Origin of the sequence: uncultured Pseudacidovorax sp. (assembly GCF_913773995.1) — a bacterium.
Classification (GTDB): Bacteria; Pseudomonadota; Gammaproteobacteria; order Burkholderiales; family Burkholderiaceae_C; genus Xenophilus.
In genome coordinates, this window is the sequence record NZ_CAJYES010000245.1 from 69,853 (window position 1) to 93,181 (window position 23,329).

Annotated in this window: 12 protein-coding genes and 1 CRISPR repeat array (1 of these 13 cut by a window edge); of the genes, 3 read left to right on the top strand and 9 right to left on the bottom strand. The window is 66.7% G+C overall.

Annotation, left to right across the window (positions count from 1 at the left end):
• Positions 1 to 4,928: direct repeats of the CRISPR family, unit length 28 nt; unit sequence TTTCTGAGCTGCCTATTCGGCAGCGAAC; it begins 2,251 nt to the left of the window's first position.
• A 130-nt stretch (positions 4,929 to 5,058) separates the two neighbouring features.
• From cas6f to cas1f, 6 genes are all read right to left on the bottom strand, one after another.
• Positions 5,059 to 5,634, bottom strand: coding sequence for a type I-F CRISPR-associated endoribonuclease Cas6/Csy4 (gene cas6f, locus QZ772_RS23330; protein WP_295531771.1), 576 nt, complete (start codon positions 5,632 to 5,634; stop codon positions 5,059 to 5,061).
• Positions 5,635 to 5,647: 13 nt separating this feature from the next.
• A complete protein-coding gene (csy3, locus tag QZ772_RS23335) occupies positions 5,648 to 6,670 on the bottom strand; it encodes a type I-F CRISPR-associated protein Csy3 (protein ID WP_295531774.1) in 1,023 nt (340 codons plus the stop codon).
• Positions 6,671 to 6,726: 56 nt separating this feature from the next.
• The gene (gene csy2, locus QZ772_RS23340) at positions 6,727 to 7,830 is read right to left on the bottom strand and encodes a type I-F CRISPR-associated protein Csy2 (protein WP_295531777.1); all 1,104 of its coding nucleotides are present in this window, start codon (positions 7,828 to 7,830) and stop codon (positions 6,727 to 6,729) included.
• Complete coding sequence (gene csy1, locus QZ772_RS23345; protein ID WP_295531780.1) at positions 7,827 to 9,155, bottom strand: type I-F CRISPR-associated protein Csy1; 1,329 nt, start codon at positions 9,153 to 9,155, stop codon at positions 7,827 to 7,829. Before csy1 ends, csy2 begins: the two co-directional genes overlap by 4 nt.
• A gap of 113 nt (positions 9,156 to 9,268) precedes the next feature.
• Positions 9,269 to 12,805, bottom strand: a complete 3,537-nt coding sequence (gene cas3f / locus QZ772_RS23350) for a type I-F CRISPR-associated helicase Cas3f (protein WP_295531783.1) — start codon at positions 12,803 to 12,805, stop codon at positions 9,269 to 9,271.
• Positions 12,802 to 13,809 (bottom strand): type I-F CRISPR-associated endonuclease Cas1f, encoded by a 1,008-nt coding sequence (gene cas1f, locus QZ772_RS23355; RefSeq protein ID WP_295531786.1) that lies wholly within the window; start codon positions 13,807 to 13,809, stop codon positions 12,802 to 12,804. The genes cas3f and cas1f overlap by 4 nt, the downstream gene beginning before the upstream one ends.
• A 190-nt stretch (positions 13,810 to 13,999) precedes the next feature.
• On the opposite strand from cas1f, the gene QZ772_RS23360 reads away from it, so the two are divergent.
• Complete coding sequence (locus QZ772_RS23360; protein ID WP_295531915.1) at positions 14,000 to 14,251, top strand: nucleotidyltransferase family protein; 252 nt, start codon at positions 14,000 to 14,002, stop codon at positions 14,249 to 14,251.
• Positions 14,252 to 14,370: 119 nt separating this feature from the next.
• Here the strand turns inward: QZ772_RS23360 and uvrA are convergent, their stop codons facing one another.
• Together uvrA and QZ772_RS23370 are read right to left on the bottom strand one after the other, a co-directional pair.
• Entirely contained in the window at positions 14,371 to 17,370 is a 3,000-nt protein-coding gene (gene uvrA / locus QZ772_RS23365) for an excinuclease ABC subunit UvrA (protein ID WP_295531918.1), read from the bottom strand.
• Between the two features lie 114 nt (positions 17,371 to 17,484).
• Positions 17,485 to 18,951 carry a chloride channel protein gene (locus QZ772_RS23370; protein ID WP_295531789.1) on the bottom strand — a complete coding sequence of 489 codons (1,467 nt, stop codon included), beginning with the start codon at positions 18,949 to 18,951 and terminating at the stop codon, positions 17,485 to 17,487.
• A 179-nt stretch (positions 18,952 to 19,130) separates the two neighbouring features.
• Here QZ772_RS23370 and ssb point away from each other — a divergent pair, with 179 nt between their 5' ends.
• Complete coding sequence (ssb, locus tag QZ772_RS23375; protein ID WP_295531792.1) at positions 19,131 to 19,685, top strand: single-stranded DNA-binding protein; 555 nt, start codon at positions 19,131 to 19,133, stop codon at positions 19,683 to 19,685.
• Between the two features lie 165 nt (positions 19,686 to 19,850).
• Here the strand turns inward: ssb and QZ772_RS23380 are convergent, their stop codons facing one another.
• Complete coding sequence (locus QZ772_RS23380) at positions 19,851 to 20,750, bottom strand: NUDIX hydrolase (protein WP_295531795.1); 900 nt, start codon at positions 20,748 to 20,750, stop codon at positions 19,851 to 19,853.
• Between the two features lie 205 nt (positions 20,751 to 20,955).
• Here QZ772_RS23380 and glgX point away from each other — a divergent pair, with 205 nt between their 5' ends.
• Positions 20,956 to 23,097 carry a glycogen debranching protein GlgX gene (gene glgX / locus QZ772_RS23385; RefSeq protein ID WP_295531798.1) on the top strand — a complete coding sequence of 714 codons (2,142 nt, stop codon included), beginning with the start codon at positions 20,956 to 20,958 and terminating at the stop codon, positions 23,095 to 23,097.
• The last annotated feature ends 232 nt before the right edge of the window (positions 23,098 to 23,329 follow it).

Here is a 23,329-nt window from a genome sequence, read left to right on the forward strand (position 1 = left end):
GCGCTTTGCCTTTGACGCGGAGAGCGCAACATTTCTGAGCTGCCTATTCGGCAGCGAACGCAGGCGCCGGGCGTCGATCCAACATCTGCAGTTTCTGAGCTGCCTATTCGGCAGCGAACTGGAAGGCCAGCTGGAAGCTGGCGAGCGTGCATTTCTGAGCTGCCTATTCGGCAGCGAACGTCGAGAGCGTGCTGCACGCATTCGAGAGCAATTTCTGAGCTGCCTATTCGGCAGCGAACGTTTGGCTGGGCGCGACCATCTGCAGCCAGAATTTCTGAGCTGCCTATTCGGCAGCGAACCACTACAAGCCGGGGCTGATCACCCCTGGCCATTTCTGAGCTGCCTATTCGGCAGCGAACCCTGTCTATCCCTATGCCGTGTGGCAGCGGGTTTTTCTGAGCTGCCTATTCGGCAGCGAACGTCCAGTCCCCCATGCCACCACTACCCCCCAAGTTTCTGAGCTGCCTATTCGGCAGCGAACTGTCGATCCAGGTAGACATTGCTTTTTCGGTTTTTCTGAGCTGCCTATTCGGCAGCGAACCGGCCTGGCCCACCCATGGGTCGGCCGTGTCTTTTCTGAGCTGCCTATTCGGCAGCGAACATCGTGGGTCATGTTGTGCTTGGCCTCTTCGATTTTCTGAGCTGCCTATTCGGCAGCGAACGCGACTTTGCCAAGATCGTTGTTGCCCCCGACTTTCTGAGCTGCCTATTCGGCAGCGAACGGATGGACCGCCACGACCTCGGCCCCGTGACTTTTCTGAGCTGCCTATTCGGCAGCGAACGTGTTGCTGTTGCCGTCGGCGTCCACGACCACTTTCTGAGCTGCCTATTCGGCAGCGAACCCGATGGGCTGACCGGGTTCTTGAATCTGAACTTTCTGAGCTGCCTATTCGGCAGCGAACATCAACTCGCCGGCTTCCTCGGGTGGGATGCTTTTCTGAGCTGCCTATTCGGCAGCGAACAGGCCATCTCTCCACAGCTCACCGCCCGACATTTTCTGAGCTGCCTATTCGGCAGCGAACCTTCCACGTCATCTTGTACAAGGTCGAGCCAATTTCTGAGCTGCCTATTCGGCAGCGAACCGCTGTGCCGCTACTTCGCCAAGGAGCTGCAGTTTCTGAGCTGCCTATTCGGCAGCGAACTGCGCCGCTTCTTCGGCGACGAGCCACCGAAATTTCTGAGCTGCCTATTCGGCAGCGAACAAGAGCCGCGAGAAGGATCGCCAGCTGCGAGATTTCTGAGCTGCCTATTCGGCAGCGAACGATGGTGCGGCTGGCTGTCAGCGTGCCGGTCATTTCTGAGCTGCCTATTCGGCAGCGAACCGCTTGCACGACGTCTCGACCAACTCGCGCCATTTCTGAGCTGCCTATTCGGCAGCGAACAACCCCTTCTAACCCGTATGGGGTACAGACCGATTTCTGAGCTGCCTATTCGGCAGCGAACAACTATAACGCTGGGATTCAGCACCTCTCTGATTTCTGAGCTGCCTATTCGGCAGCGAACCCGGCTAAGCCGATGCACTCGGGCTGGACTGTTTTCTGAGCTGCCTATTCGGCAGCGAACGAGAACACCGTTCGCAGTGCACCACCCAGCATTTTCTGAGCTGCCTATTCGGCAGCGAACGTAGGCCCGCAGCAGGATCTCGGTGCCGGCCACTTTCTGAGCTGCCTATTCGGCAGCGAACCGGGAGTACAAGCCGACCAGCAAACCGCCTTTTTTCTGAGCTGCCTATTCGGCAGCGAACCTGCAGTTCCCCGCGTCCGATTCACCCCCACGTTTCTGAGCTGCCTATTCGGCAGCGAACTCCGGGGCCGGCTGACTGCTGGCGGCGAAGATTTTCTGAGCTGCCTATTCGGCAGCGAACATAGGAGCGAGAGATGGACGAACTGCGTTGCTTTTCTGAGCTGCCTATTCGGCAGCGAACGCCGCGCTGATCGCCGAGCGGGCGGCGGGTAGTTTCTGAGCTGCCTATTCGGCAGCGAACCTGCTCGACCTGGTGCCGCGCTGGCTTCTGCTTTTCTGAGCTGCCTATTCGGCAGCGAACCTTTGCCTCGCTGACTTGGTGCTCGTCCAGGCTTTCTGAGCTGCCTATTCGGCAGCGAACTCCGCCTGGTCCCCGTGCTGGCCAACGATGAATTTCTGAGCTGCCTATTCGGCAGCGAACGGGATCGGCGATGGCGCCGACGTGCTCATCCATTTCTGAGCTGCCTATTCGGCAGCGAACGTCATCCGTTATGTGCCTTGCGGCCCCGCGACTTTCTGAGCTGCCTATTCGGCAGCGAACGGCTCCTTGCGTGGGTCGATGCGGGGAACGCGTTTCTGAGCTGCCTATTCGGCAGCGAACGCCCACCAGCGCCGCGCCGTAGGGCGCCGCAATTTCTGAGCTGCCTATTCGGCAGCGAACGCAAAGTCGCTCACGTCTTCTCTCCCGGAGTTTTTCTGAGCTGCCTATTCGGCAGCGAACGTGGTGCAGCACCTGAACGACACCGCGCCCGATTTCTGAGCTGCCTATTCGGCAGCGAACCTCGTCGCGGTCGACGCCGCCGCCGGCGGAAATTTCTGAGCTGCCTATTCGGCAGCGAACGTCGCGTTCTTCAATGCTGCCGGCGCGTTCCATTTCTGAGCTGCCTATTCGGCAGCGAACAGGGCGTTGGACCACCATCCGCGGCTGAATCCTTTCTGAGCTGCCTATTCGGCAGCGAACGTGCGGCAGACTGAATCCATTCACCCTGGCGGCTTTCTGAGCTGCCTATTCGGCAGCGAACATGGACCTCGCGGCCCTTCTTCTCGGCGACCTTTTCTGAGCTGCCTATTCGGCAGCGAACGGCGCGCGAGTTGCTGCGCTCCAGCACGAACATTTCTGAGCTGCCTATTCGGCAGCGAACTTCAAGCGCGTGAAGCCACAGGAGCCCACGCATTTCTGAGCTGCCTATTCGGCAGCGAACGGCTGCATCCCGCACCGCTGGCGGGCCAGCGATTTCTGAGCTGCCTATTCGGCAGCGAACTTGCCGCTGGTGCGTTGGCGACGGCGGTCGCTTTTCTGAGCTGCCTATTCGGCAGCGAACATCTGGGAATGGCGGCACTGCCGCATCTTCGGTTTCTGAGCTGCCTATTCGGCAGCGAACGCCATCACCGCCTTCGAGGGCGTGCGCCTGGATTTCTGAGCTGCCTATTCGGCAGCGAACTTGTTGGACCAGGGAAGCCACGAATTGCCAGATTTCTGAGCTGCCTATTCGGCAGCGAACGTAGCGCGCGATCGCCCGTTGCGACCGCACCAGTTTCTGAGCTGCCTATTCGGCAGCGAACGGTGCTGGTCGCTGTCCGGGCGCATGATGTGGTTTTCTGAGCTGCCTATTCGGCAGCGAACGACACCGCCCTCGGAGACGGCGCGAATGCGGTTTTCTGAGCTGCCTATTCGGCAGCGAACGCGATTTCTGGGCGCGGCATCGGCTCCAGCAATTTCTGAGCTGCCTATTCGGCAGCGAACATTGGTGATCCGACCGGACGGCTTCGTCGATGATTTCTGAGCTGCCTATTCGGCAGCGAACGTTGGCCGCGCCGAAAGCGGCCACCGCCGGCTTTTCTGAGCTGCCTATTCGGCAGCGAACTCTTCCACCCCACGGCCGCGCCGGCGCACCTCTTTCTGAGCTGCCTATTCGGCAGCGAACAGCCGCCGCTTCGACTCCACGGCCTTCAAGGATTTCTGAGCTGCCTATTCGGCAGCGAACAGTGGAACACCTTCGTACGAACTGAGCTGCAGTTTCTGAGCTGCCTATTCGGCAGCGAACTTTTCCGCCTAAATACCTGGGGGTGCCCCCGTTTTCTGAGCTGCCTATTCGGCAGCGAACACGTGCTGGGGCGCTCAATGCCTACCTCTTCTTTTCTGAGCTGCCTATTCGGCAGCGAACATGCCCAGATCAAAAACTTCTGCCCCGTCTTCTTTCTGAGCTGCCTATTCGGCAGCGAACCAGCAGCGAGTCGGGCACGCCGGACCACAGCATTTCTGAGCTGCCTATTCGGCAGCGAACACCGACGTTTACCTGGCCGAGCGCGGCCTGCCTTTCTGAGCTGCCTATTCGGCAGCGAACCACCACTGGAACTCGATCCAGAACGCGCGATATTTCTGAGCTGCCTATTCGGCAGCGAACATGACGTGGCTTGAATGGTGCGCGGTCTACATTTTCTGAGCTGCCTATTCGGCAGCGAACGAGTTTGGCCGCGGTGCTCGTGCCGAGGCCAATTTCTGAGCTGCCTATTCGGCAGCGAACCCCTGTCCGCAATCGAGGTGGTGCGCGAGTTTTTTCTGAGCTGCCTATTCGGCAGCGAACCGGGAATCCGCTTGGCGCGCCCAATTCGACAATTTCTGAGCTGCCTATTCGGCAGCGAACAGCAGCACCACTCCTTTTGGGCGATCACGCTGTTTCTGAGCTGCCTATTCGGCAGCGAACCTGATGGCCTTGGACATTGAAGAGCGCCTGAATTTCTGAGCTGCCTATTCGGCAGCGAACCTGGCGACTCGAAAACCGAGCCCTGCCCGAACTTTCTGAGCTGCCTATTCGGCAGCGAACATGGACACAGCCGAGTTCCTGCGCAGCTGCGATTTCTGAGCTGCCTATTCGGCAGCGAACTCGGTGTTGCTTAACATGCTGGTCGCCCACGTTTTCTGAGCTGCCTATTCGGCAGCGAACGTCGCACACATGTGACGATCCTGTCCCGGTTTTTTCTGAGCTGCCTATTCGGCAGCGAACGAGATGGCCTGGATTGCCTCTGGCGATGTGAGTTTCTGAGCTGCCTATTCGGCAGCGAACATTGAGGCCCGCATTGGCGGCGGCATGCTACATTTCTGAGCTGCCTATTCGGCAGCGAACAACGGGCCGGCCCGGGGCTTCTATCAATTCGATTTCTGAGCTGCCTATTCGGCAGCGAACTAGACCCAAAGGTCTGCAAGCACTTGATTGTTAACGAACTTTTGCCCTCCAAGCACGAACACCCCTCGCGCGGGGGTGTTCGGTAAGTGCTTGATCCGTCAGGGGCCTGATGGCACCCCGGAAAAAAGGGTCAGAACCACGGCACGGTGGCGCCGAGACTCAAGCCGTAGGCGTTGAAAGCACCGGTCACAGGCTGCTCCTGCGTGGGGCCGTGCTCGATGCACAGGCAGAACGGCTGGCCAGTGGTGCTGCTGCGCAGCTGCACGAAAGGCAGGTCTGGGCGCCGCTCCACACTGTCGGGGATCGCCGCTGCGGCCTGCTCCGCCGTCTCGCCATGGCGTTGCATGCGCCGGCGGCGCAGTCGGTCGACGTTGGTCTTGAACTGGCGCCGCCGCACCGTTCGATGCGGGGCATCGGCTGGAGCCGGCCGCAATTCGGTGCAGAGAATGTGATCGCGCATGCCGGTGAGCCAGTCTTGCATCATCAAGCGCTCCAATGCTTCGGGCGTGGCGTGCAGGCGCAGCACGTCACCCAACGTGCGGCGGCCTGCCGGCTGGCTCACGTGCTGCGGGTAGCTCACGCCGATGTCGCTGGCCTTCACTCGCACCAATGCCCGGTGGAGCTTCGCCACAAGAGCACCCATAAGATGCGCCTGGCTGAACTCCGGATCGGGTCGCAGGGTGATGTCGATGTAGTGCGTGGTCATGGCGCCTCGCGCGTCAGCTCGCATCGCCGAACACGCCGCCCCGGACGAGCACGGCCATGACGAAGTGCTGCTGCTCGACGGGGGGCACTTGGTCCTTCAGCAGCCAGTTGTCCAGCAGCGTGTAGAAGTCCAGCTTCTGCTTGGGCTGGCGGTAGGCCTTGCCCTGGGTGGTGACGGAGCCGTAAGGCTCCACCGCGATGGGGCCCAGTTCGTCGGCGCCTTCGTACCAGGTGTCGATGGTGCGGATGGCATTGCCGATCTTTTGCGAGTGAATGGCGGCGACCTTGTTCACGTCGTAAAGCGTCTTGCTCTTGCCGGTCTTTTCCTTGTCGAGGATCAGCTCCTGCGAGGGGAACACCTCCTGCCCCTCGCCCTGGCGAACGAAGGCCGTCACCCGCAGCAGCACATGGGCCGAGCCCACCAGGCCGGAAGCGACGACCTGCCCCAGTTCGTCGAGAGCGCTCGTGCCGTCGCCAGCGTCGAGGGCTCGCGTGCTGAGCGCCAGCGCATTGAAAGACCATGTGTGCGCGGCTTGGCCGTCCTGCATCTGCTCCACGAGCACGTCCACCTGTTCGGCCCCGACACGGTTGCGCCACAGGAAGCGACCGTTGGCCAGGTTGGCCGCATAGCGCCGGGCCAGCTCGCCAAAGCCGTATTGCTGCACATAGCCCTGCACGGTGGCCCGCAGCTTGGCCTGATAAGCCGCGCTGTTGCAGGCTGACGGGGTGCCCGCGCCGCCGAGCACGCGCAGCGTGAACTGCACCCTCAGGGTGTCTGCCTCAGGAGGCAGCGCAGCCACGTCCACGGTTTGCAGGTTGGGGTTCTCGATGGCAGCGTCGAGCTTGGCCGGGTCCTGGTCCTTGGCCTTGAGGCGGTTGCTGATGGTGCCGCGCACGGACTTGGGCTGGATGGTGACGGCCGGCCAGGCATGCGACCCGGCGCGGTCTTCCCAGCGGCCGGCGTGGAACACGGCGTCGGAGGGGTCCAGCTTGCGCTCGAAGGCCAGGACGGAAGCAGTGGTGAGTTTGTCGGTCATGGTGTCGATCCTTCAGAAGTTCATCGGGTGTTGAACGCGAATGCGGGGCTGCCCGCTCAGGTGTATTCGTAGGCTTCGGCGTCGTCCCACTCGGGTTGGGTGCCGTCCGGCGGGCCGTCGCTGCGGTCGGTCTGCGCCGATGGGTCTGGCGACGGCGTGGGCTGGTAACCGCTTCGGCAGCGGTACAGCCCCAAGGCCTCGTTGGCCTCGGCATGCCACAGCAGTTGGTTCAGGTGCGTCAGCCGGTGCGGACCGATCCATTCGCCCAGCGCGTAGACCGACTCCACGAAGCGCAAGGGCACGGCAGCGTCCCGCGCATGGCGCACGGTGCCGGCGGCGTGAGCCTGCGACGCGAGTGCGGCGTAGCCGACGGGGATCGGAACCACCCAGCCGCTGCCTTTCATGCGCAGCGGATCGCCCCAGCGCACTTTGCCGTCGGGCACTGGCGTGCCGTCTGCGGCCGGCAAAGGCTCATGGTTGAACCGGGCGGCGTGAAGCCAGGCGTCGAGCAAGGTGGCGTCGGGCTTCGTGGCACGCAGATGCTCCAGGCGCTCGGCCAGCAGGTCGTCGCGCCCCACCAGAGCAAAGCCGGGCAGCCATTGCCGGCGCCACTCGCGGAAGGCCTTTTCGGCTTGCTCCGGATCTTCGGGAACGAGGGCCATCCACGGCCGCACGCGCTTGCCGGGCACGGGGCGCGAGGGCAGCACACTGCCGCCCGCCACCCGCATGCCGGCCAGTGTGTCGCCGGCCATGCGCGCCCACTCCGCCAGTTGCGTGTCGTTGCCCTGGACGAGGGCATGGGGCACGCCGGGCGCAGCCTTCTGCGAGACAGACAGCACCAGCGTGAGCTGCAGGTGCATGCGGCCTTCTTCCACGATGGCGGCGGTGCTACCGTCCTTGTCCACCGGGTTGCGCGTGAGGTTGAAGCTGCGCACATAGCCCTGGGTGACCTGCTCCTGATGGGCATGGCAGACCACGCCCACGCCGTGCAGCCGCAGCGGAACACCGGCTTGCGCCAGCTTGCGCTCCAGCGCCCACATCAGGCCAGTGAAGGCGGTGATGGAGGGAAAGCCGTGCGTCAGCGGACTGGCGATGGCGTTGGCGTTCTGGATTCGCAGGTGCGGCAGGACGAGGATGGCTTGGGGTTGGGGGAGGCTCATGGGTTTTCCTCCCGCAGCGCGTCCAGCTTCTCTCGCAACTCGCGCAGTTGCTGCTTGAAGCCGTCTTCGTCGGTCAGCAGCACCTTCTTCCACTCGCGCGCTTCGGCATCGCCCACGGGCAGCTTGCCGCGGAGTTGATCGTTGAGCCAGGTCGCGAAGGCCTTGCCGATGGCGGAGGGCCAATCCATCCAGAGCCAATCCCGCGCGAACTGCGCTTCTTCGGGGCGCTCCGCCCGCAAGGGGTCCAGCCATAGCTGCTGGGGGTAATCCAGCTTTGCGAAGCGCTCGTCATCGCAGGTCCACCCCGGCGGGAGCAGTTGCTGAAGCTCGGCGGCCAGTGCGACCAGTTCGTCCAGAAGCGTGTCCAGCAGGGCTTCACGGCGTTGACGAGTGGCCAGGTTGGCTTCGGGCTCGGATTCCAGGAACTGTCGCAGCGCCCGCAGGGTGCGGCGCACTTCCGGCCGGGCGATGAAGAGCCGGTCGAACACCGATTCCGCGTGGACGGGCATGCGCACCGCGCTGGCCTCCCACCGCGGGGGCAGGGACGAGAGCAGGTAGTTCATGCCCCGCCGTTCGCTGTTGAGCTGGCTGATGTTCTGCGGCTTGGTACCGCCCATGTTCTGCACGGCCAGTCCGGGGTAGTCGTGAAAGACGCCGTCATGTGCCTTGCGGTCCCGCCGGGCCTGGCGGGCTGCCTTGTTGGTGTCGCCGAAACGGTCTTCCTGGACCTGGGTGTGAACTGCATGCGCCAGCGAGGTGGCGAACAGCGGCGCCAACAGGATGTAGTCGGCGTCGGCGCAGGCATCGCTGCCCGTCAACCAGTACAGCTGCTTGGCCAGGGTATGGCTGCTGGGACCTTCGGCGCGCGGCTGTGTCAGCGACACGAAGGCATCGCGCAGGGCCTGGGCTTGCGCCGGGTCAGTGTGCAATGCCGCCAGGGCGTCGGCATCCTGTGCCAGGAGTGCGGCGAGCAAGGTGGGCCCGTTCGCCTCCAGCTTGAGCAGCTTGTAGACGTCCAGCGCCGCCGCGTTGCCGACCACGTCGCCGACGAACTGTTGGCCCAGCGCGTGGCTGCCCAGTTCCGCCAAGCTGGGCAAGGCCGAGGGCGCCACGTAGAGATTGGTGCCGCGCGCGTCGGGGTGGATGGGTTTGAGGGAGTGAGTGACGGCCTGGATCTGCGCGACGCGCCGTGCCGCGTCGGCAAGCCAAACAGTCGGTTCATGTTGCGCGAGCAACTCGGCCCGCCTTGGATCGTCGTCCGCCAGCTTGTCCAGCTTGACACTCAGGCGCTCGGAAACGAACGCGCCGATTCGGTCCTTCCACATACGAAGCTTCTCCTCATGAGTTAGTCACCTACGCACGTTGCCGAACTGGACGGGTCCATCCAGACAGCGGTCAGGGCCGCCACCCGACTGCAGTCGAATCCGGCCTGAGTTCTTCATCGCTTCACCGCGAAGCCCAGCGCCTCATGGAACAGCCAGCCGTTGCGGGAGCGCGGCAGGCTGGCCGTCGCGTAGCGCTTCGCGCACTGATCCAGTGAGAGTCCTTGCGCCTGCGCCAAGGCAACCAGTTCCTCCATCAAGTCCACCCGCGGCCAGGACGACACGCTGGCCGATGCCAGCCGTGCCGGCGGCACCGGGTGGCACAGGCTCTCATGCACGGCCACATAGATCGTGTCGCCGCGGCCGTCGCCGTCCTGCACGCGGTGCAGCCGCAGCGCCTCCTCTTCCTCGTCCGGCAGCAGCACCACGTCGTCGCGGCGCTGGGGGTCGTAGCGGAAGCGCTGGCACTGCGGCAGCACCCCGGTACGCCACAACTGGCCAGGATGCGCCCACTGCAGACTGGCTGCCCGCACAGGCGTAGTGGTGTATTTGCTGGCAGCAGAGCGTGGCAGCATGGCGTCGCGCATTCGCTCGTGCTCCAAGTCTGCCCAATGGAAACGCGGGTGATAGTGCGTGGCAGACATCGCAATGCGTGGCTGCGCATCCACCGGCCATGGCACGTCGCCTTGGGCGATGCGCGACATCAACTGGCGAAGGCTGTGACTTTGAAGGTAGAAATTCTGTGCAGCATCGCTTGAGCCAGCTGGCTGAAAGTCCATCTCGAAACCCGGCTTGCAGAACACCGCCCTGCCTTCGCCTGCTTCGTAGCGCCGCAGGTTGCTGTCCAGCACCACCATGTTGACGCCCTCCACAGCGCCTGGCCGATGCCGTCGCACGCGCCCGGCCAGCTGAATCAGCGAGCGCATGGACGAGGGCTCGACTACGGCCCAGTCGTAGTCATGGTCGCGTCCGACCTCCGTCACCGGGCTGCCCAGCACGATGAAGAGGTGATCGGGCTCGAGGTGAGGGTCGATGGCGGCGCGCAGCGCCGGACGCTGTAGGGCCGGATCTCGGTCGCCCAGCCCGCCCCGGCGGTCGAGCAGGGTGTCGAGCTGCTGCTCGATGGCCGAGCGCAGCAGCAAAGGAAACTGCGAGTGGTAGACGCACAGGTGGATGCGCACGCCAGGGGCGGGCGCGCCCAGCGCATACATGGCCAACGCCACGTCGTACAGCGGGGCGATGTTGGCCATGCGGATCAGGCCCAGGCTGATGCGCTTGCCGCTGGCCGCGTCGAGGCTGTGGTTGCCGGGCTGCTGGTGCAGCTGCCAGGCCTGCGCGAGCACCAGACGGGCGAAGTCCTCGCGTCGCTCGGGTTCCTTCATGCCGGACCAGGTATCGGGCACGGCAGCGATACGCGCCAGGCGCCGCACCTGCGCCTCCTTCAGCTTGCTCACGCGTCGGGCCGTGTACTGGTTGTGGGCCTGGCGAAAGGCCGCGCCATCGGCGCAGTCCTGCGTGGCCTGATTGAACTCGTCGATCCACAGGCAGCAAGGGTTGACGGGCTCGGCCGGGCGTTCGCTGCGATGCCGCTGAAACACTTCACGCCCTGCGCGGTAGGCAAGAAACAGCCCTTCCACCAGCGCCGGCGGCAAGGTGGCCGACGACAGCAGCACCCGGCTGCCCAGCAAGCCGGCCCAGTGCACCAGCCGGGTGAGCGCGGGCAGGTCGGCCATGTCGAAGTCGTCGGGCTCGTCCAGCACCAGGTCGCCCGTGAGCAGGCGCAGCATGGGCGCTATCTGCCGCCCGCCGCGCAGGCTCTCCGTCGCGGGCGTGAGATGGTCGACGGTGCACACCAGCACCGGCGCAGCGATCAGGGCGCGGGCCTTGGCATCGTCGGTCAGGCGCTGCAGCAGGGGATGCTGGTCGTTGCCCTCGTAGAGCACGATGCCGGTTTCGTCCAGCAGTTCCTGGCGCGATGCGGAGCCGGTGGCCTCGGCCTGCTGCTCCCAGTATTCGAAGAGGGCGCGGCTGGCCGCCCCGCCGACCTGGATGGCCAGTTGCTCTTCGCCCAGGCCCAGATCCTTCTGGAAGCTGCGCCCCGTCTGCAGCGTGAGGGTGCGCAGGCCGATGGCGAAGGCGCAGCGCATGCCCGTCCCCGGGTCTGCCAGCGCATTCATCACGCGGGCATTGCCCAGCGTTTTGCCGCTGCCGGTGGACGCCATGTTGACGATGAAGGCACCCTGCTGGGCCGCCCGCAGGCGCACGGCAAGCGCCAGCTCCGTGGCCTTGTCCTGCCAGGCAAAGCGCGGATCGGCATTGCGCTTTCGCAGCGGCTTGTGGTTCTTGAGCGCGGGCAGGTTGTCGGCCAGGCTGGGCAGGGCGCGGGCGATCAGCGTGGCATGGGCCTGTACACCCAGCAGGTGTTCGTCCAGCGTCTGATTGAACACGGAGTCCATGCCGGATTTCGGCGCGGCTGTCCGGCCGTCAGTCGGCCGCGCTGCACCCAGCGTGTTGGCGTACAGCGGATAGTCCGCGTTGCGATAGGACCGCCGCCGGGCCTCGTCGCTGATGCTGGAGTAATGGTGGTCGGCCAGCATGAGGCACAGCCGCGAGACGTGCATGGCAAACGGGTCGTGCAGCACGGGTGCCTTCGACGCCCCGACCGACAGCGCGGCCAGCTTGCGTGCGTAGCGGGCGGCCTGTGCGCGCCATGCCGTGGTGATCACCGGCAGACCGTGCGGAAAGTGCCAATGGCTCTGGACGGTCGAGGCGTCGGTCTGCTCGCGGGGCTCGTTCCAGTCAGCGCTGACGCGCGCCAGCACATCCTCCAAGTCGCCCGCGTTGAGGAAAGCCGGACGCGCGCCAAAGCGTCGCCACTGCGCGCTAGGCACCTCGCCTTCGTCCTCATCGCCACCTGCATCGGAAGACTTCACCGGCAGGCAAGGCAACCGGTGGTGCGTGAACACCAACCAGGCGACGGCCTGGGCCAAGGGCGCGTGGGCCAGGGCCGAGAAGGGCAGGCTCTCCGCGGCGGCGGGCTCATCCAGACCATCGCGCAAGAGGCGGCCGCTTGGGTGGTCCAGCCACTGCGCTTCGAAGGCGTCAGCGTCCGCGCCAGCCTCGGCACAGGCCGCCAGCCGCTGAAGCCAGGCCGCGTCATCGTCGCGCCCCACGAAGGCCTGGAACAACCGCACCGACACCCATTCATGGCGATAGTGGTTGCGCTCGCGCAGCCCCGGATTGCGCAGCCGCGCCTGAAAGGCCTGCGTCGCCTTGCCCAGGTCGTGCATCAGCGCGGCCAGGGCTGCCAGTGCCGTCATCAGCGGCAGGTGGTGCCAGGCGTTTTCGTCGCGCAGGCGCAGCACGTTGCGCGCGGTGGTGTTGGTGGGCACCGCGCCCTCGGCGTTGAAGCGGCCACGGTCACCGACGATCCAGAGCAGTTCGCTGTGGTCCAGGCCACGGATCCAGTGGCAGGCCACCGCGGTGTTCTTGCGGGCCGTCTTGCGCAGCAGGCGGCGCAGGGTGTCTAGGCCGTCCTGCGTGATGGGCGTCTGCCAGGTGCGGTCGCCGCGGCGCTCGGCAAACTGGTCGAGGATGCGGCGGGTCTCGGTCAGCGCACGCTTGTCGCACTGCGCGATCAGCAGCACGTTCATGCCGCGCTGCCTTCGTCAGCAGGGCGCGCCTGCGCGAGTCGGCCCGTCCGCTCGGCGACGGCCTTGACGGTGTCGATCATGAAGTCCAGCGCCTCGCTGCGCGTGAGGCTCTCGATGCAGGCGCGGCGGAAGTCCTGCTCCCCGTCGCCACGCACCGCCGCAATGAAGGCCAGGGGCAGGATGGTGGCGTCCTTGACCAGATCGGCCACATCGAACACGAGCCCGCCGCGACGCGTCTTGCCATGGAGCACGGCCAGGCCATGCGGCAGGCCCAGCACCCACGTGGCGGTCGCGCCGAGGCCATAGGCGAGGTAGTTGCCATGGTCGAGAAAGCGGTTGGCCGCATCGGTGCTTTCGCCGCGCTTGGCGCGAGTGAACTCACCGTAACGGGTGGCCTGTGCGGCGAGCTTGAACAGGTGCTTGCTCAGGCGCGCCTCTTCGGTCAGCAGATGCACGTTGTCCGGCGCGGCGTCGATGCCGCGCAGCGAGGCGTTCAGCGCTGCCTCCAGCACAGGGGCCTCGATGGCAAACCCGGCGTCCCTCAGGAGTCGGCTCTTGAGCCACTGCGCATGGATGCGTTCGAGCCGGGCGCGCTGGAAGGCCTTGGCGGCGGCAAGCCGCAACGCGTCGTCGAACCAGAAGCGCACCCAATGCTGCAGGTATTCGGTGGGCCGGTATTCGCTCTGCGGCGTGAGCCAGGCGACCTCCACGTCGACCTCGTTGGCGCTGAACAGGGGCGTGCCGCCGCCACCGCAAAAGCCCACCAGCACCCCCGCCTTCGCCAGCTCCCGCATCGCGGCCTGCGTGATGGACGTACCCGTCCCCAGCAGTAGCGTTGTGGTGTTGGCGATGGGGATGTTCCAGTAGAGCTGGCGCTTGCCCTCTTCGGTCACATACTCGACGCGGCCGCCGTTGACCAGGACCCGGCAATGCTCCAGGTAGTACAGGTTGGCCCGCTTGGAGTGCAGGATCGCCTTGAGGTCGGAGGGGCTGAAGTCATCCATGGGGGCCAGCGCAGGTGGGGGTGGCGGCCATTCTGGGGCGGCCGATGCGGCTGAGCTACCTCCATTTGTCAATTGAATGCCATACCGAAAAGGGCGCGCACCTCAGTCGTGGGCACAATAAGCGGCCAGATCAGGAGTCCCTTCGCCCGCCATGAAACCGTCGACGCTGTTTCAATAGAAGCGATCAGCCATCCGCGCCCTGACGGGCAGGCACCGCGTCGCCGATCCTCGCGTCTTCGGCTCCGTGCTGCATGGCGATGATCAAGAGGGCAGCGATCTCGACCTGCTTGTCGATCCGCTTCCGGACACCACCATGTTCGACATCGGCGGGCTGAGAGGCGATCTGGAAGAACTGCTCGGGATCAAGGTCGACGTGCTCACGCCGGACGCACTTCCGGACAAATTCCGCGCCGCCGTGCTGGCTGAGGCGGAGCCGGTATGACGCAAGCCCCGCGGGTCAGAGCCCTCCGGCCGCGCACGGCTGAGAGGTCCTGAGTACGTAGACCCGTTTGCAGGGGATCGCCAGCCTGCGAGCACTTGCTCGAGGCCGACTGCCTCGCCCTACAACAACCGCTTCAAATACCGCCCCGTGTGGCTCGCCTCGCACGCCGCCACATCCTCCGGCGTGCCGGCCACCACCACCTGCCCGCCACCGGCCCCGCCTTCGGGGCCCATGTCGATCACCCAGTCGGCGGTCTTGATGACGTCGAGGTTGTGCTCGATCACGACGATGGTGTTGCCCGCGTCGCGCAGCTGGTGCAGCACCTTGAGCAGCAGCTCGATGTCGGCGAAGTGCAGGCCGGTGGTGGGCTCGTCCAGGATGTAGAGCGTGCGGCCGGTGTCGCGCTTGGAGAGCTCCAGCGCCAGCTTGACGCGCTGGGCCTCCCCGCCCGAGAGCGTGGTCGCGCTCTGGCCCAGCTTGATGTAGCTGAGGCCCACGTCCAGCAGCGTGCGCAGCTTGCGCTCGATGGTGGGCACGGCCTGGAGGAACGCGTGCGCGTCCTCCACCGTCATCTCAAGGATCTGCGCGATGTTGCGGCCCTTGTACTGCACCTCCAGCGTCTCGCGGTTGTAGCGCTGGCCGTGGCAGACCTCGCAGGGCACGTAGACGTCGGGCAGGAAGTGCATCTCCACCTTCACGACGCCGTCGCCCTGGCAGGCTTCGCAGCGGCCGCCCGCCACGTTGAAGCTGAAGCGCCCCGGGCCATAGCCGCGCTCCTTGGCGGTGTTGGTCTCGGCCATCAGCTCGCGGATGGGCGTGAACAGGCCCGTGTAGGTGGCCGGGTTGCTGCGCGGCGTGCGGCCGATGGGCGACTGGTCGACGTTGATGACCTTGTCGAAGTACTCGATGCCCTCGATGGCCTCGTGCGGCGCGGGCTCGTCGTGCGAGCGGTACAGCGTGCGCGCCACGGCCGCATAGAGCGTGTCGTTGACCAGCGTGGACTTGCCCGATCCCGACACGCCCGTCACGCAGGTGAGCAGGCCCACGGGGAAGGCGGCGCTGACGTTCTTGAGGCTGTTGCCGGTCGCGTTCAGCACGCGGATTTCCTGCAGCGCACCCTGGGTGAGCAGGTGCTGTGCTTCACGCTCGGCACGGCGTTCGGCGGCGGGGCTCATCGGGAAGCGCGAAGGCTTCTTCTTGGTCTCGGCGGGCGTGGGCGCAGCGGCCACCACCGGCAGGCGCGGCGTGCGGCGGGCCGGCACCTCGATGCGGCGCGTGCCGCTCAGGTACTGGCCGGTGAGCGACCTGGGGTTGTCCGCCACCTGCTGGTGCGTGCCCTGCGCCATCACCTCGCCGCCATGGATGCCGGCACCGGGGCCCATGTCGATCACATGGTCGGCGGCGCGGATCATGTCCTCGTCGTGCTCGACCACGATCACGCTGTTGCCGATGTCGCGCAGGTGCTGCAGCGTGCCGATCAGCCGGTCGTTGTCGCGCTGATGCAGGCCGATGCTGGGCTCGTCCAGCACGTACATCACGCCCGTCAGGCCCGAGCCGATCTGGCTGGCCAGGCGGATGCGCTGCGCCTCGCCGCCCGACAACGTCTCGGCGCTGCGGTCCAGGCTCAGGTAGTTGAGGCCCACGTCGTTGAGGAACTTGAGCCGCAGGCCGATTTCGCGCACCACCTTGTCGGCGATCTCGGCCTTGCTGCCCTGCAGCTTCAGCTGTTCGAAGTAGGCCAGGCTGTCGCGCAGCGTGAGGTGGCTCAGCGCATGGATGGAGCGCTCGGTGGGCGGCTCGGCGGCATGGTCGACCAGGAAGACGTTGCGCGCCTCCACCCGCAGGCGCGAGCCGCCGCAATCGGGGCAAGGCTGCAGGCTGCGGTAGCGGGCGAGGTCGTCGCGCACCATGGCCGAATCGGTCTCGCGGTAGCGCCGCGCCATGTTCGGGATGATCCCCTCGAAGGGATGCTTCTTCGTGACCTTCTTGCCGGCGAAGTTGCCCGACTCCATGGTGTAGCTGAACTTGATCTCCTCGCCGGCCGAGCCATTGAGCAGCACCTGCTGGATCGAGGAGGGCAGCGACTCGAAGGCCGTGTCCAGGTCGAACTTGTAGTGCTTGGCCACGCTCTCCAGCATGCTGAAGTAGTAGCCGTTGCGGCGGTCCCAGCCCTTGATGGCACCGCTGGCCAGGCTGAGCGACGGGAAGGCCACCACCCGCGCCGGATCGAAGAACTCGCGGTGGCCCAGGCCGTCGCAGCTCGGACAGGCGCCCACCGGCGAGTTGAAGGAGAAGAGGCGCGGCTCCAGCTCGGTGATCGAGTAGTGGCACAGCGGGCAGGCGAACTTGGCGTTGAAGAGGTGCTCCTTCTCTTCGGTGCCCTCGCCCCCCATCTCGAGCGCGATGGCCCGGCCCTCGGCCAGGCGCAGCGCGGCCTCGAAGCTCTCGGCCAGGCGCTGCTGCATGTCGGGCCGCGCGCGCAGGCGGTCGATCACCACGTCGATGTCGTGCTTCTCGGTCTTCTTGAGCGCGGGCAGGTCGCTGTATTCATACACCTGGCCATCGACGCGGAAGCGCACGTAGCCCTGGGCCTGCATCTCGGCGAAGAGTTCGAGGAACTCGCCCTTCTTCTCGCGCGCGACCGGCGCCAGGATCATCAGCCGCGGCTCGTCCGGGATTGCCAGCACCGCATCCACCATCTGCGACACGGTCTGCGCCTGCAGTGGCAGGTGATGGTCGGGGCAGTAGGGCGTGCCGGCGCGGGCGAACAAGAGTCGCAGGTAGTCGTGGATCTCGGTCACCGTGCCCACTGTGGAGCGCGGGTTGTGGCTGGTGGCCTTCTGCTCGATGCTGATGGCGGGGGACAGGCCCTCGATCAGGTCGACATCGGGCTTGTCCATCAGCTGCAGGAACTGCCGGGCATAGGCCGACAGGCTCTCCACATAGCGCCGCTGGCCCTCGGCATACAGCGTGTCGAAGGCCAGGCTGGACTTGCCCGAGCCCGACAGCCCGGTGATCACCACCAGCTGGTTGCGCGGGATGTCGAGGTCGACGTTCTTGAGGTTGTGGGTGCGCGCACCGCGGATGCTGATGCGCTGCTGGGCCAGCAGGCGGCCCAGGTAGGCGCGGTCGGCCGCGGCCGGGGCGGAGTCGTCGAAGGCGTCGTCGTGGGGGGCGGTCACAGGCGGGCGGTTCGTGCAGGGCAACCGGGCATGATAGACCGCGCGGGGTTTTCAGCGCTCCGGCGCGGATTGCGGCCCGGCTGGCGGCGGGGGCTCCGGCGTGGGCTCCGACGCAGACGCCGGTGCGGCGGCAGCGACCGGCGGCTCGGCGTCGACTGCGGCAGGAGGCTCGGTGGCGACCGGCTCCACCGGCGGCGGCACCGGCTGGGGCCGCACCACCGCCGCCACCATGTGCTCGGCCAGGGCCTCGTACAGCGGCCGGCTGATCATGCGCGAGACCAGGCTGGCCAGCATGGCGCTGGCCATCAGGCTCAGCACCATGGCGTGGCCGTCCACCATCTCCATGACGATGATGAAGGCCGTCAGCGGCGCCTGCGTCACCGCGGCCAGGAAGCCGGCCATGCCCATGGCGATGAGCGCCGGCCCCAGGCCATGGCTCGTGACCGAGGCCACCGCGTCGCCAATGCCGGCACCGATGGACAACGAGGGCGCAAAGATGCCGCCGGGCACGCCGCTCCAGGCCGTGATCCAGGTGGCGATGAACTTGAGCAGGGTGTAGACCGGCGTCAGTTGGTCGTGGCCTTCCAGCATCAGCTTGACCGCCTCGGAGCCGGCGCCGAAGGTGGCACCGCCCGAGGCGAGGCCCATCGCCGCCACCAGCAGACCGCAAGCCGCCGCGAAACGCACCGGCGCCCGCGCGCGGAGCCGCGTGAGGCGCTGCGGCGCATTGGTCAGCGAGGCGATCATCAGCCTAGAGAACACGCCGCCCGCCACGCCGCAGGCCAGGGCCACGCCCAGCCCGGGACCGGCGATGTCCCAGCCCAGCCGCGGCACCTGGATGCGGCCGAAGTAGCTGAGGTTGCCGAAGGCCGACACCGCCACCAGACCGGCCAGCACGATGGCGGCGATCACCACGCCGCTTGCACGCGCCTCCAGCCGGCCGGCCAGCTCCTCGATGGCGAAGACCACGCCGGCCAGTGGCGCATTGAACGCCGCGGCGATGCCGGCCGCGCCGCCCGCCACCAGCAGCGCCCGCGCGTCGATGGTGGTGCGGGGCGACAACCAGCGCCGCGCGTGCTGCATGACGCCGGCCGCCACCTGCACCGACGGCCCCTCGCGGCCGACCGACAGCCCGGCCGCGAAGCTGGCCGTGCCCAGCACGATCTTGGCGAGCGTCAGGCGCAGCGAGGCAAAGCGGCTGCGCTCGGGCGGCGGCAGCTCGTCGTCGAGCGCGGCCTTGACCTGCGGAATGCCCGAGCCCGACGCCGCCGGGAACCAGCGGCGGGTGACAGCCACGATGCCGGCCGTGGCCAGCGGCGTCCAGATCAGCACCGCCCAGGGCTGCGCGTGGTAAAGGCGCTCGAACACGCCGAAGGCCCATTCGGCCGCCAGCGTGAAGCCCACCACGAAGAGGCCGGCCAGCACCGCATAGCCCAGCACGATGGCGCGGTCGAACCACACGCGGAAGCTGGAGAACTCGGCGCGCAGGTTCTGGAGGAAGTCGGGTTCGCCATTCATGAAGCGGCCCATTCTCACTGCTTGGTCGCGACTGGCCGGCTGCGCACAGAAGTTCACGGCCACCGGGGCTCGTGCCGGCCCGCGCCGGCGTCCGGGCAAGGCACATCGGGCACAATGGCCGGCTCGTTTTTTTCCGCAACCTTCCTCTTTTTCCACTCATCAGGGGCAGCGAACACACCATGGCATCGGTCAACAAAGTCATCCTCGTCGGCAACCTCGGCCGCGATCCCGAAACCCGCACCTTCCCCAGTGGCGACCAGGTCTGCAACGTGACGCTGGCCACCACCGACCGCTGGAAGGACAAGCAGTCCGGCGAGATGCGCGAAGCCACCGAGTGGCACCGCCTGGTGTTCAACGGCCGCCTGGCCGAGATCGCCGCGCAGTACCTGCGCAAGGGCTCGCAGATCTACGTCGAAGGCGCCATCCGCACCCGCAAGTACACCGACAAGGACGGCGTCGAGAAGTACGCCACCGACATCCGCGTCGATCAGATGCAAATGCTGGGCAGCCGCCAGGGCCAGGGCGCCCCGGGCGGCGGTGGCGACGACGAGTACGGCATGGGCGGTGGCGGTGGTGGCGGCTACGGCGGCGGCAATGGCGGGGGTGGCGGTGGCGGCTATGCCCCGCGTGCCGCTGCAGCACCCCGCGCACCCGCACCCCGTCCGGCCCCGGCGCCCGCGCCCTCGCGCGCGCCCACGGGCTTCGACGACATGGACGACGACATCCCCTTCTGATCGCGCGGGGACGGCGCCGGCCAGCACAGGCTGGCGCGTCGAAGCCCACGCATGACAAGGCCCGCGGCTCCTTCATCGGAGGCGCGGGCCTTGTCGCATTTCGGGGCGCCCGGAGAGCCGGATGCCGAGCCGCCATCGCGGCGTCGGGGCGTGCTGCTCAGGCTCTCAGGCCCAGAAGCCGTCGATGCCGCCCTCGGGCTCGAAGCGCCCCGGCCCCCTGACGAACAGCCGCAGCGGCCCGGGCATGGCGCGCTCGGGCACCTCATGCGCCGGGTCGCCCGGATAGGCCATGGCCTTGCTGCCGTCGGGCAGGTCCATCACATGCGGCCGCACGCAGTAGGGGCCACGCTCGCGCGTGGCCTCCATCAGATCCGCCAGGTCGCCCTGGGTGCTGGCGTGGGCCAGGTGCACCAGGCTCATGATCTGCGGCGGCGCCAGGGCCATGCGGCCGTCCCAGTACTGCTGCAGCGCCTCGCGCGGCGACAGCCAGGCGCTGGCGACGGCCTCGTGGTCGTCGTGCTCGGCGGTCTGACCCAGCGGCAGCGCGGCGATGAAGAAGCGGGTGTCGAAGCGCCGGCCCTGGAAGGACACCGAGCGCTCCGGCGTGATCCAGCGCGAGAAGGGATGCAGCGATAAGAGCTGCGGCTGCAGGCCGGCCTCGGCCATGGCGGCGTCCAGGCGCAGACCGTCGTCGCACAGCGCATGCACCCGCGCCACCCAGGCCGCCGGCGTGGCACCGCTCGCGCCATGGGCGAAGAGCACGCCGCATTCCTCGAAGACCTCGCGCAGGGCCGCCATGTGCAGCGCCAGCGCGACCGAGGCCGGCAGGTCGGGCTCGGACAGGCGCAGCGGCAGGGCCTGCGGGTCGGCGTCGGGGGCGATCTCGGGATGGGCGTCGGCCAGGTCCACCTTGCCGCCGGGAAAGACCCACGCGCCGCCCAGCACCGACGAGCGGTCGTGCCGCCGCACCATGAACACCTCCAGGCCGCCCGGTCCGTCACGCAGCAGCAGCACGCTGGCGGCGGCTTCGATGGGAAGGACAGGCGGCGTGGAGGGCGGCGTCATCGGGGGTTCCTGAACACGCCCCGTCGGCGGAGCGGCAGCAGCCATTGTGCCGGCCGGGGCTGCTTGTGGCGTCCTACAGGCGACATGCTGCACCGCAGCTAGGCTGACCGCCTCGCCTCGAAGCGCACCGGCTGGCGGTCGCCAGCCTTCCCCTGTGGGGGCACAACGCTCGGGCCATGTCGTCATGCTTGAAGGAGCCCCCACCATGTCTCTCGAAGTCCGGGAAGGCCTGCCCCATCCCCTGGGCGCCACGTTCACCGGCGACGGCGTCAACTTCGCCGTCTTCTCCGCCCATGCCACGCGCGTGGAGGTCTGCATCTACGACGAAGCCGGGCAGAACGAGACCGGCCGCGTCACCCTCCCCGAATACACCGACGAGGTCTGGCACGGCTTCGTACCCGGACTGGTACCCGGCGCCCGGTACGGCCTGCGCGTGCACGGCCCCTACGAGCCCGAGAACGGCCACCGCTTCAACCCCAACAAGCTGCTGCTCGACCCCTATGCCAAGGCGCACATGGGCGAGCTCAAGTGGGCACCCGAGATCTTCGGCTACACCGTCGGCCACGAGGACGGCGACCTGAGCTTCGACGAGCGCGACAGCGCGCCCTTCGTGCCCAAGTGCGTGGTGGTGGACTCACGCTTCGAATGGAAGCAGCCCCGCGCCCCGCGCGTGCCATGGGAGCGCACCATCGTCTACGAGACCCATGTTCGCGGCCACACCATGCGCCACCCTGCGGTACCGGAGCACCTGCGCGGCACCTTCGCCGGCCTGGCCAACGACGAGGTGATGCGCCACATGCGCGAGCTGGGCGTGACCAGCGTGGAGCTGCTGCCGGTGCAGCGCTTCATCACCCAGTCCTTCCTCGAAGAGAAGGACCTGCGCAACTACTGGGGCTACGACACCATCGGCTTCTTCGCGTTGGAACCGCGCTACCTGAGCGAGCCGTCCATCGACGAGTTCAAGGGCATGGTCGACCTGCTGCATGGCCAGGGGCTTGAAGTGATCATGGACGTGGTCTACAACCACACGCCCGAGGGCAACGAGCTGGGCCCGACGCTGAGCTTCAAGGGCATCGACAACGCCAGCTACTACCGCCTGATGCCGGGCGGCGACGATGGACCGGGCGCCCGCTACTACATCAACGACACCGGCACCGGCAACACGCTCAACCTGAGCCATCCGCGCGTGCTGCAGATGGTGACGGACAGCTTGCGCTACTGGGTGACCGAGATGCATGTCGACGGCTTCCGCTTCGACCTGGCGACGATCCTGGCGCGCGAACCCTATGGCTTCGACGAGGGCCACGGCTTCCTCGACAGCTGCCGGCAGGACCCGGTGCTCAGCAGCGTGAAGCTGATCGCCGAGCCCTGGGACTGCGGTCCGGGCGGCTACCAGGTGGGTGGCTTCCCGCCGGGCTGGGCCGAGTGGAACGACCGCTTCCGCGACACGGTGCGCGCCTTCTGGAAGGGCGACGAGGCGATGGCCCCGGCCCTGGCCAGCTGCGTGACAGCCAGTGCCGACCGCTTCAACCGCCGTGGTCGCCGGCCCTGGGCGAGCGTCAACTTCCTGACGGCGCACGACGGCTTCACGCTGGCCGACTGGGCCAGCTACAACGACAAGCACAACGACGCCAACGGCGAGGGCAACCGCGATGGTCATTCGGACAACCGCAGCTGGAACTGCGGTGCCGAGGGGCCGACCGACGACGAAGCCGTCCTGGCGCTGCGCGCCCGCCAGCAGCGCAACATGCTGGCCACGCTGTTGCTGTCGCAGGGCACGCCGATGGTTCTGGCCGGCGACGAATTCGGCCGCACGCAGCAGGGCAACAACAACGCCTACTGCCAGGACAACGAGATCTCCTGGTTCGACTGGGAGGGCATCGACGACCGGGGCCGTTCGCTCATCGCCTTCTTCAAGCGGCTCACGCACCTGCGCCAGACACTGCCGGTGCTGCGGCGCAACCGCTTCCTGACGGGGGCCTTCGACGAGGAACTGCAGGTCAAGGACGTGACCTGGCTGTCGTGCGATGGCACGGAGATGGAGGCGAGCCACTGGGACGATTCGCGCACGCGCTGCTTCGGCATGCTGCTGGAAGGCCATGCGCGGGCCACCGCCATTGCCCGCCGCAGCCTGGACCGCAGTGTGCTGTTGGTCTTCAACGCCTGGGAAGATGCGCTGGACTTCAAGCTGCCCGAGCATGGCGAGGGCACGCAGTGGACGCTGGCGGTGGACACGGCGCATGACGTCGATCCGCAGGCGCCGGTGGATCAGGTCGGCGCTGCGTTCGAGGCAGGGCAGACGTACACGGTGACGGCGCGGTCGATGATCGTGATGGTGGCGGGCTGAGGCCTTCGCGCTTTCGGTCACTGAGGCGCATTGCCTGTCGGGGTGCGCGCCGGCGCCGAGCCCAGGGCGCGCGGGCTCATACGGGGTCGGTCGGCCCTGCGGGCCGACTCCGCTGCGGTGCTCGGATGAACGGGCCGCGGCAGAACTCGCTACGCGCTTCGCGCTGCGCTCAAACAACTGCCGCGAGTCAGTTCACGAAGCGGGCCTGTCCTTCGGCAGGCCCGCAGCCCGT